This window comes from Vibrio sonorensis (assembly GCF_001854765.1).
Lineage (GTDB): Bacteria > Pseudomonadota > Gammaproteobacteria > Enterobacterales > Vibrionaceae > Vibrio > Vibrio sonorensis.
Genome location: NZ_LJJE01000060.1, coordinates 182805 through 193863, shown reverse-complemented (window position 1 = coordinate 193863; position 11059 = coordinate 182805). Strand labels below are relative to the sequence as shown.

Sequence of the window (11059 nt, the reverse complement as noted above, 5' to 3'; positions counted from 1 at the left end):
TACTAAATTAAGATGGTGCCCCGGGCCGGACTTGAACCGGCACAACGCGAACGTCGAGGGATTTTAAATCCCTTGTGTCTACCAATTCCACCACCAGGGCACGCAAAATTCTTTGCGATGGCAACACCATCAAAGAAACCGCCAAAGGCCATTTCATTTTATCTGGAGCGACACACGAGGTTCGAACTCGTGACCTCAACCTTGGCAAGGTTGCGCTCTACCAACTGAGCTAGTGTCGCAAATGGAGGCGCGTCCCGGAGTCGAACCGAGGTCCACGGATTTGCAATCCGCTGCATAGCCACTCTGCCAACGCGCCTTTGTATCCTGTCGAGCCCAGCAATAACGCCTTAGTGCTCTTGGGTACGGGATGCATTCTACGGATTCATCATGATGAGTCAATACAATTTTTAATTTTTTGAATCGTTTGACTACTTTGCGATCAAAAGCGCCTATATTGCCTAATTTATTAACGATAAAACACCAAAAATCAGAAAGATAACTGACAAATGTTCGGCATGATATAAAAAAACGGGCTAGCGCCCGTTTTTAATGATGTTCTTCGTCTAGCAGGTCATCTTTGGCTGCCATTAAATATTGAGCCATTGACCAGTAGGTTAATATGGTTGCCGCATATAGAGCTGCGTACCCTAGCCACACCATCCAATCGTCATAACGCCAAATTAATACCCATAGCGCAAACATTTGAGTCAAAGTCTTCACTTTACCAACCCAAGAGACGGCGACACTAGCGCGCTTTCCTATTTCAGCCATCCACTCTCTCAACGCGGAGATTATGATTTCTCTGGCTATCATAGTGACGGCAGGAATTGTGATCCAGATACTGTGGTAATGCTCGGTAATTAAGATAAGTGCCGTCGCCACCAGTACTTTATCGGCGACTGGATCAATAAAAGCGCCAAAACGAGAGGTTTGCCCTAATTTACGAGCAAGCATCCCATCTAACCAATCCGTAAAACCTGCGACCCAGAAAACCATTGCTGCTGCAAACGGTGACCAGCTATAAGGGAGATAGAATACGACCACAAAAACTGGTATCAGAAAAAGTCGCAACATTGAAAGGATGTTTGGGATGTTAAGACGCATATTTATTTAAGGCTCTTATCGTTTGCGTTACAGTCCTGTATAGCCACAGGAAAGAGGTCACTATGGTGCGTGATTTTTCCTATTGTTTCAATGCTTGATATATGTTTTCTGCTAAAGAGTGACTAATACCGGGAACTTTGGCGATTTCTTCGACACTTGCTCGCTTAAGTTCTTGTAATCCACCCATGTATTTCAACAGAGACTGTCGTCGCTTAGGCCCAATGCCTTCTATTCCTTCTAGTGCACTGGTACGTCGTGTTTTTCCGCGTTTAGCCCTATGGCCTGCAATAGCGTGGTTATGGCTTTCATCACGGATGTGTTGCATTAAATGCAAGGCCGGTTCATCGCTCTCCAAGTGAAACTCTTCTCCATCTGTGGTAATCAAAGTTTCCAATCCTGGCTTGCGCGTCACCCCTTTAGCGATACCAATGAGCCTTGGTCTTTTCGGCCAGTCAGACCAATATTGGGAAATGATTTCGAAAGCTCGGTTGAGTTGCCCTTTACCACCGTCGATAAAAACGATGTCTGGTATTTTTTCTACATCCAACTGTTTGGAGTACCTGCGCTCTAGCGCTTGCCCCATTGCGGCGTAGTCGTCTCCTCCAGTAATCCCCGTGATGTTGTAACGTCTGTACTCTTGTTTAACCGGCCCTTCGTGGTTAAACACCACACAAGATGCGATTGTACTTTCACCCATAGTGTGGGAAATATCAAAACACTCCATTCGGGAAATACTGTCCATAGCTAAGACTTCTCTTAACGCTTTAAAACGCTGAGAGATCGTCATCTTGTGGTTTATCTTCGTGGTAATCGCGGTTAGTGCATTGGTATTAGACAGTTTGAGGTAACGCCCTCGGGTACCCGTTGGATTCACGTGAAACTGTATTTTGTGGTTCGCTATTTCTCCAAGTGCTGCTTGAATGGGTGCTACGTCTTGGATCAGATCTGCGTTTAGCAAAATTCGTCTCGGAATATTGCGCGCTTCGCTATGGCTTAAATAATACTGGGTGACAAAACTTTCGAACACTTCTTGCCTTTCAGTATCTGTCGGTATCTTGGGAAAATGGCTGCGACTGCCTAAAAGCTTGCCTTGCCTTATCATCAGAATATGAATACAAGCAACGCCACTTTCTTGCGCAAAGCCAAGCACATCGAGATCGTCCATGCTGTCTTCAGAAACAAATTGCTGCTCTTGAACACGACGGATGGCCTGAATCTGATCTCTAAAACGCGCTGCTTCTTCAAAGCGCAGCGACTGGCTAGCCTGCTCCATCTTGCTGATCAGGGATTCCAATACCTGATTGTCCTTGCCCTGTAAAAACAGTCGAACCAAACCCACTAAATCAGCGTATTCTTTGTCGGAGATGATATCTGTCACACATGGTGCCGCGCACCGCCCGATCTGAAACATCAAGCACGGTCGGGTTCGATTGCTGTATACCGTGTCTTCACATTGACGGACAGGCAGTATTTTCTGTAGCAAGTGCAAGGTCTCTCGAACTGCTCCAGAATCTGGATAGGGCCCAAAATACTCCCCTTTTCGCTTTTTCGCTCCCCGATGCATCGAGAGTCTAGGGTGTTTATGCCCACTAATAAATATATAGGGGTAAGACTTATCGTCTCGGAGCAATACGTTGTACTTAGGCAAATACTGCTTGATGTAGTTGTGCTCTAAGATCAGCGCTTCGGTTTCGGTATGCGTTACCGTCACATCAATGCGATCTATATTGCTCACAAGAGCACGGGTCTTTTCACTATCTACTTTTTTGCGAAAGTAACTAGAAAGGCGCTTTTTGAGGTCTTTTGCTTTACCTACATAAATAACAACAGCCTCAGCGTTATACATTCTGTAAACGCCGGCTGATTTGTTACTGTTTTTAGAAAGGCAACGGAATCAAACTGGGAGGTCACTAGAGCGTCTCAGTATCCAGCATGCCGTGTCGAATTGCGAGGTGGGTCAACTCTACGTCACCACTGATATCTAACTTGTTAAACAAGCGATAGCGATAACTGTTCACGGTCTTCGGACTCAGGTTCAGCTGCTCCGAAATATCCGTTACTTTTTGACCTTTGGTGATCATCATCATGATCTGAAGCTCCCGCTCAGATAAATCCGCAAACGGATTTTCAGAAGCAGGAGAAAATTGACTCAACGCCATTTGCTGAGCAATTTCTGGTGAAATATATCGCTGCCCACTATGGACAACTCGAATGGCATTAACCATTTCGTCTGGGCCTGCACCTTTGGTCAAATAACCAGCAGCACCCGCTTGCATCACTTTTGTTGGAAACGGATTCTCCGTATGAACAGTCAAAACGATGATTTTAACATCTGGATTAATGCGCAAGATCTTTTTGGTCGCTTCTAAACCACCAATACCCGGCATATTCATATCCATTAAAATGACGTCAGTGTGGTTGCTTCTGCACCATTTCACTGCATCTTCACCGCTTTCAGCTTCCCCTGCTACGTTCATTCCACGGACGTCTTCAATAATACGTCGTATCCCTGTGCGAACCAGCTCGTGATCATCTACAAGGAAAACACTTATCAAACTTGTATCTCCACACTTATTTCTTGGTTCTGCACCTGCTTTGCTAAGCAGATAACAGCAATGTTCTCTATTTTAACTCAGATCGCAATAATTGCTTATACTGAATATGTGCCCAAACGCAAAGTTTAGCAAGTACTTATTTTCATAACTGACGCTTAAAACGTTATTAATATATCAATCAATACATTAGCTGATAAAATGAACATGCCTCTCACATTATTGAGACTCGTTAGTTATTTGTGTCACATTCCTTGAAACTTTATTGCATATCCATTATTTATAGGCAGTTACAATTTAATTGTGACCTCTCTTGCCAATTCAGTTGGCGACTGATAACAAATAAGGAAATGTTATGAAAAAGCTTCTCGCAGTGGCTGCTCTAGCTGCAACTCTACCACTATCTCAAGTAGCTATTGCCGATTCAGACATTGGTTGTGGTCTTGGTACTATGGTATTTGATGGCAAGTCAGGCAAAGTATCAAAAATTCTAGGTGCTACAACTAACGGTACGTCTGGTAACCAAACTTTCGGTATCACATTCGGTACTCTAGGCTGTGATGGCACTGGTACTATCTCTTCTTCTGAGAAACTAGCAATGTTCATCGACGGCAACCTAGACAACCTAGCTCGCGATATCGCTAAAGGCGAAGGTGAAACTCTTGCAACTCTATCTGAAGTATGGGGTATTCAAGAAGCAGACAAAGCGGCTTTCAACGAGCTAGCTCAAGAAAACTTCTCTGAAGTATTCAACTCTGAAAGCGTAACTTCTGAAGAAGTGTTTGCAAACCTAAACACTCTAGTTGCAGATAACGACGCTCTAGCAGCTTACGCTATCTAATAGCAAGCTAGCTCAGACAAAAAAAGTGCTCTAATTACGAGCACTTTTTTAATATCCAAAGAAAACTCTACAGTGTGCCGATACCCAAGGCTTTGAAATGATGTAATAATTTCTTGGGTATGGACATTGATTAAAACTAAGCGGTATTGCATGACGCTCACTTCATTTTACAAAGCGCTTCTTATCAGCAGTGGACTCGCACTAGCTCCCAACGCGCTGGCTGATAGTTTCAACATAGGCGAGCTATCTGAAAACTCTTACTGGCATAAACTCGGTCATTACTTGCCCGCCAGTTTTGGTGGAGTGAAAAGTACCATAGACTCCCCTTCTTTTTTTCTTTCTCCAGCGGGAAAGCACGATCCAAAGTCTGAGTTAGTGGCAACCATTGACGCTCTCTATCACAAGGATCCCCTGATAGCCAATGACAATCGATGCCAATATCCGGCTCGTTATACTTGGTTGGAGGCGCAGCAAGGACGAAATGCAAAGCTAAATTGTCCAGAATTGAATGACTGGAAAACGGTATTAGACCCGGCTGGTATGACTTTGGTATTCCCTACCGCCTTTATGAATAACCCTTCTTCTATGTTTGGGCATACACTGCTGCGAGTTGATGCAAAGGACCAAACTCGCCACAAGGAACTGGTCGCTTTCGCAATCAACTTTGCTGCAGAGCCAGAGACCGACGACAACGCCGCACTATACGCGATTAAGGGTTTGGTGGGGAGTTACCCCGGCCGTTTTACCGTGATGCCGTACTACAGAAAAGTTCGCGAGTACAACGACATTGAATCGCGCGATATATGGGAATATAAATTAAAACTATCCGAGCAAGAGGTTGAGCGCGTACTGCTTCATTTATGGGAAATGCAGCACGCGGAATTCGATTACTACTTTATCGATGAAAACTGTTCATATCAGTTACTCTCTCTTATTGAGCTCGCTAGAGAGGAGTTATCTTTAGTCGCTGATTTTCCCCTACATGCCATCCCGTCCGACACGGTTGAAACACTTGCCAACAATGACCTTTTGGAAGAGCCAAGTTACCGCGAGGCATTTGGCACCCGTTTGCTATATCAATCTGAAGCGATTAGCCCCGATCTATTTGACGCAGCCGTTGCCGCAAAAAATGGCCAATATCCAGATAAAGACGATTATACCGATCAGGAAAGAGCGGCCATTTTGGAGTTTGCTTATGAATGGCTTAACTTCGAACTCTACGATTTAGGGCTTGAGCGAGATCCTACCGCCAAGCGTCTCACCGAACTCCTTTACCAAAGAAGTCGAATTAAGGTTGACTCTCCTTTTGGTGACGTGCCTGTACCCGAAGTGTCTCCCGAAAAAGGACACGCTTCTGCACGCTTTGGGTTAGGATTTCAATCTAACAAGTTCTCTAATGACAAGGTGACCCTAGAGTGGCGCGCCGCTTATCATGACTTATTAGATTCGCAGGCCGGCTTTATTCCCGGAGCGCAAATCAGCTTTTTGGATACTCAGCTAACCATTGACGAAGAGAGCAACACGCGTCTCGATCGTTTTTATTTTCTCGACGCTATGGCCCTTGCTCCAAGCAACAAAGTATTTGATAGCCTAGCTTGGAATATTCGCTTCGGATATGACCGTCAACCTACTGAAAACAAAATGGCGGGACGCTGGTTTGGTCAAGGTGGTTTTGGCAAAGCTTGGGGGGAGTCTGACGGTTTGCATCTCTACAGCCTACTGTCCGCTTCAGTAAGTGGTGGTGAGCTAACCAATTACGATGCCGTCGCTGGTGCCGGTATCGAAATGGGGATCCTATATCAGGTTTCTGACAATCACCGCGTGGGCCTTCAAGGCCAATACCTTGCGTTGATCGACTCACCTGCCGATCAACACGCGCAAGCAAAAGCAAGCTGGCATTGGACTCTCGACCGCAACGTGGCGGTTAGAGCAGAAGCCTCTTATCAGCATTGGCACGCTGAAGAAGTCTCAGGAAAAATCACCGGATACTTTTATTACTAACCGATGTTACTATAGAGCTTAACGGCTCTATAGCGATCACCAGTAATAACGAGTATTGTTTGTGACTATCCATAACGGTTTTGTTTTAACCCGACATAACAGAGATGTAGGTAACACGACTCTGATTGAGCTATGGGTAAAAACTGACAACGGAGCTTCTCAGTTGCAGATCCGCGGTGAGCGACCGGTCTTCTTTATTCCTCAGAGCGATATCGAAAAGGCCAACTCGTTGGCATCTCATCGCTTTGCTTGTTTAGAGATATTGCAAAAACCACTGAAATCATTTGACGATCAAGCGTTGGCGGCCTGCTATTTCGATACAATAAAAGAGTCTCAAAGCTGCGCGGAACTCTTTAAGCAAGAAGGTATTCTTGTTCTAGAGTCCGATATCCGACTTGCCGACCGTTTTTTGATGGAACGCTTTATTCAAGGAAGTGTCGTTTTCACCGGAGAACTCGACTCAACGGCGAATTACCCCAAATATGCAAATACTCGATGTAAAAGCGGCGACTACCTTCCTACTTTAACTACTGTCTCCTTAGATTTGGAGTGTTCCGAAAAAGGCATTCTCTACTCTATTGGGTTCGATAGCCCAATGGATAGTCGGGTCATCATGATTGGAGAGCCAGAAGCAGCGGAAACTCCGATACAGTGGGTAAAAGACGAAAAATCGCTTCTACTGGCTATGTTTGAGTGGTTCAGCACCTTTGACCCCGACGTTATCATTGGTTGGAGTGTCATTGATTTCGATTTTAAGCTCCTTAATAAAAGGGCTCAGTTTCACGGGTTAAAGCTCAATATTGGTCGTGGAAGTCAATCCGCTTATTTTCGAACCACCAGTTTGTCACAACAGAATTTTATCTCGATACCCGGTAGGGTCGTGATGGATGGGATCGACACGTTAAAAAATGCGACATATCACTTTCGCTCATGGTCATTAGAAGCCGTTTCCCAAGAGCTGCTTGGTGAAGGTAAAGAGATTCACAACGTACACGACCGCATGTCTGAAATTAATCACATGTTCCGACGTGATAAACCAGCGCTTGCTAAATACAACCTTCAAGATTGCGTACTGGTCAGTAAAATTTTTCAACTCACTCACCTACTAGAATTTGCAATCGAACGCTCCCGATTGACTGGCCTTGAGCTTGATCGAATGGGAGGGAGTGTCGCGGCGTTCACCAACCTGTATCTGCCAAGGCTTCATCGCGCTGGTTATATCGCTCCTAACCTTCAACCAGAAAATTGGATGGCAAGTCCCGGTGGATACGTCATGGATTCTATCCCCGGCCTTTATGATTCGGTATTAGTTTTAGATTTTAAAAGCCTGTATCCGTCGATTATTCGCTCTTTTCTCATTGACCCGTTGGGACTTATCGAAGGCTTAAAACTTCCCTTGGGCAAAGAGGATAAACAAGCGGTAGCCGGATTTAGAGGTGGTCAGTTCCATAGAAGTAAACACTTCTTACCAACGATGATCGAACAACTTTGGCAAGCGCGAGACAAAGCCAAGAAGAACAACGAAAAAGCATTTTCTCAAGCTATTAAAATCATAATGAACTCCTTCTATGGCGTGTTGGGCTCCTCTGGCTGTCGATTTTTTGATACGCGGCTCGCTTCCAGTATCACTATGCGTGGCCACGAAATAATGAAACAAACCAAGCAGTTGATAGAGCAAAAAGGCTATCAAGTGATCTACGGAGATACGGATTCGACCTTTGTTTCCCTAAATGGCAGTTTTAGCCATCAGCAGGCTAGCGAAATAGGACAGTCATTGGTTGAAGATATCAATCAATGGTGGGAAAAACACTTAAAAGAAGAGTACGCACTAAGTTCAATTTTAGAGCTTGAATACGAAACCCATTATCGCAAGTTTTTAATGCCGACGATTAGAGGGCAAGAGACGGGCTCAAAGAAACGCTATGCGGGACTCATTGGCGAAAACGCAGAAAAGAAAATTGTATTTAAGGGGTTAGAGAGTGCTAGAACAGACTGGACGCCCCTCGCCCAAAAATTCCAACAACACCTATACGAATTGGTGTTTAACGGTGACAACCCTTCTGACTATATCAGGCAGTTTGTCGAAGACACATTAGCGGGAGCGTATGACGACGACCTCGTGTACAGAAAACGTCTGAGACGACGTCTGCATGAGTACCAAAAAAACATCCCCCCTCAAGTAAAAGCGGCGAGGATAGCCGACGAAATCAACCAAGATTTGGGGCGACCTTTGCAATATCAAAACAAGGGATACATCGAATACCTGATCACGGTATCAGGCCCAGAACCCCTAGAATACTTGAAAAGTCCACTCGACTATCAGCATTATATCGATAAGCAGTTGCGACCAGTGGCCGAGGCGATCTTACCATTTGTCGGCTTGAGTTTTGACAGTTTGAGCCAACCACAGTTGGGCTTGTTTTAGCGTTCGACGTACTCGACTAAGCGCTCAACATCCAAAGACTTAGCGTAATACCACCCTTGGACCGACACCCTGTCATCTTGAGGGACAAAAGATAACTGCTCTTTTGTTTCAACCCCTTCAATTACAACAGCAAGACTCAACTCATCCGCCACCGACAGAATACTATTGAACACTTTTTGCCCTTTGTCATGAGAAAGGGCCAAAACAAATGCGCGATCAATTTTGATAGCATCAATACTAAATTTGTTAAGGTAACTCAGAGAAGAAAAACCCGTGCCAAAGTCATCGATATAAATTTTCGCACCAATCAAGTGCAGGCGGTTGAACGCATAAGTCAATTGCGCCTCATCAGACAATAGGGTTTCCTCAGTAATTTCTAAGTGGATGTGTTTCGCATAGGGCTTAATGACCTTTTCAAGCTCTTGAAAGTGTGTGGGGCTTACCAAGGTTTCAGGAGTGACATTAATACTTACCGGAAGGTAAATGCCTGATTGTGCAGCATTCTAATATCTCTTACTGCCTTTTTAAGCACCCAGAGATCAACGTCTTTCATCAAACCAGCTTTTTCTAGCCAAGGCATAAAAGAGCCCGGATATTTGAGCTCACCGTCCTGAGCTTTCGCTCTGATCAGCGCTTCACACCCGACCGCTTTTCCTGTCAGTGGTGAGATTTGCGGCTGATACTCTAGACAAAAATCGATGTGGCTCAAGTTCTCTAGCGCTCGTTCTACCTGTCTTGTTTCTTTCTCTTTTTGTAAAGATTGCGCAATAGGATCGTCCAACAGTATTTTGGCCTCTTCCTCACGACGCGTGTAAACAGTATCAAGCGCTGACAACTTGATCTCTTTCATCGCAGAGCTTCGATTCATCATTTTTACTGCAGGGTAATAGATGGCGACGCCGATCAAGACATTGGCAACTTGTAAAAGTACCGCGCCCCAATCTCCGCCAGTGGCCACCCACGCATTGACCAACACGGGGCTATTGAATGGTACAGATACACTTGGAGAAGCGACCAAACCAAGTGAAACCGCAAACATAGCCACCACCACGTTGACCATTGGGGTCAGGAAAAAGGGCAAAAACAATCGCGGGTTAAAGATTATCGGCAAGCCAAACAGCAAGATCTCATTTACGTTAATCATACCGATCGGAATACTGGCAATCGCTATCATGCGAAGACTGCGCTGCTTACTAAAAATCAATAGCGCTAACACTAGCGAAAGCGTTGCGCCACTCCCACCGATAAAGACAAAGGCTCCCATAAAGGAGAGGTTCATATGGTATTGGCCAGCACCGCCAGCGAGGACAGTGGAATAATTTAAGTTGCTGGCTTCTTGCAGTAAGTCAACAAGGGGCAGTAAGGCGTAGTAACCGTGAATACCAAAAAACCACAGAATAGAGTTCAAGGCCGCAAACAACATACCAAACAAGGTAGGTTCATTGGCGTAGTCGACAGACAGATAGTTTAAGAATGATATCGAGGATAGTGTGGTAAAGATTAGGTAATCAACAACAAGTACTACTGCGGCTGTAATAATGGCAGGAAACACCATGTTAAGTGATTCTTTGACTAACTGCCCTGCACTCTCACTGCGGGTCAGTTTTAGCGAATCAAACTTAAGCAAAAAAGCAATCAAAGGCACGGCGTATAAAGGAGTCACGATGGCCATAATGATGTTAAAGGTCAGTACGGTTTGTTCTTCGGGCAATACCTCGCCCACTATTAATAAAAGAACAAGAGATATCAGAGCGATAGGTGGTCGCGGTAGGCGCCACTGCATTGCCATAACATAGGAAATCGTAGCGGTCATCAGCAAGGGGAAATAACGGGCGATCACTCCGTGGATGTTGTAGAACTGAGAGACAAGCCCAGTGCGATAACCATACACAAACTCGCCAATACAGGCGACAAACAGAACAAATGACGAAATCATTAAACATGGGATGAGCCATATCATCCCTTCTCTCAAGGCTTGCAATGATGGGGTCACATAGCGCTCAAACAGAGATAGTGGGCTCATTGAGCCAGAACGCGTATTAGAATCGTCGAGCATAAAGCACCTCGTAGGTCTACCTATATAAACCTAGCACAGGTGCTGACAAATACATCAGTAACAGCTAATAAAAGTGATTT

The 11059-nt window shown here is 44.9% G+C and carries 5 protein-coding genes, 3 tRNA genes and 2 pseudogenes; 3 read left to right on the top strand and 7 right to left on the bottom strand.

Annotated elements, in window-relative coordinates; translation table 11 throughout:
- Positions 1-13 precede the first annotated feature (13 nt).
- The 6 genes and pseudogenes from BLO31_RS10140 to uvrY form a co-directional block, all read right to left on the bottom strand.
- Positions 14-100: transfer RNA gene (locus BLO31_RS10140), tRNA-Leu, on the bottom strand.
- Positions 101-163: 63 nt separating this feature from the next.
- Positions 164-239 (bottom strand) — tRNA-Gly (locus tag BLO31_RS10135).
- Positions 240-242: 3 nt separating this feature from the next.
- A tRNA-Cys gene (locus BLO31_RS10130) sits at positions 243-316 on the bottom strand.
- Positions 317-546: 230 nt separating this feature from the next.
- Positions 547-1104: a CDP-diacylglycerol--glycerol-3-phosphate 3-phosphatidyltransferase gene (pgsA, locus tag BLO31_RS10125; RefSeq protein ID WP_070965494.1), complete on the bottom strand. Its 558-nt coding sequence runs from the start codon at positions 1102-1104 to the stop codon at positions 547-549.
- A 79-nt stretch (positions 1105-1183) separates the two neighbouring features.
- Positions 1184-3015: pseudogene (gene uvrC / locus BLO31_RS10120) on the bottom strand (excinuclease ABC subunit UvrC).
- On the bottom strand, positions 3015-3659 hold the full coding sequence (gene uvrY, locus BLO31_RS10115; protein ID WP_070965488.1) for a UvrY/SirA/GacA family response regulator transcription factor: 645 nt from the start codon (positions 3657-3659) through the stop codon (positions 3015-3017). Before uvrY ends, uvrC begins: the two are co-directional and overlap by 1 nt.
- A 352-nt stretch (positions 3660-4011) precedes the next feature.
- Between uvrY and BLO31_RS10110 the strand changes: the two genes are divergently transcribed.
- The 3 genes from BLO31_RS10110 to BLO31_RS10100 all read left to right on the top strand — a co-directional run bounded on the left by BLO31_RS10110 (position 4012) and on the right by BLO31_RS10100 (position 8923).
- A complete protein-coding gene (locus BLO31_RS10110) occupies positions 4012-4497 on the top strand; it encodes a DUF3015 domain-containing protein (protein ID WP_070965485.1) in 486 nt (161 codons plus the stop codon).
- Between the two features lie 150 nt (positions 4498-4647).
- Entirely contained in the window at positions 4648-6498 is a 1851-nt protein-coding gene (locus BLO31_RS10105; RefSeq protein ID WP_070965482.1) for an Lnb N-terminal periplasmic domain-containing protein, read from the top strand.
- Between the two features lie 61 nt (positions 6499-6559).
- Complete coding sequence (locus BLO31_RS10100) at positions 6560-8923, top strand: DNA polymerase II (RefSeq protein WP_070965479.1); 2364 nt, start codon at positions 6560-6562, stop codon at positions 8921-8923.
- On the opposite strand, the pseudogene BLO31_RS10095 reads toward BLO31_RS10100, so the two are convergent.
- Positions 8920-10979 (bottom strand): annotated as a pseudogene (locus BLO31_RS10095) (PTS sugar transporter subunit IIC/EAL domain-containing protein). The gene BLO31_RS10100 and the pseudogene BLO31_RS10095 overlap by 4 nt on opposite strands.
- Between the last annotated feature and the right edge of the window lie 80 nt (positions 10980-11059).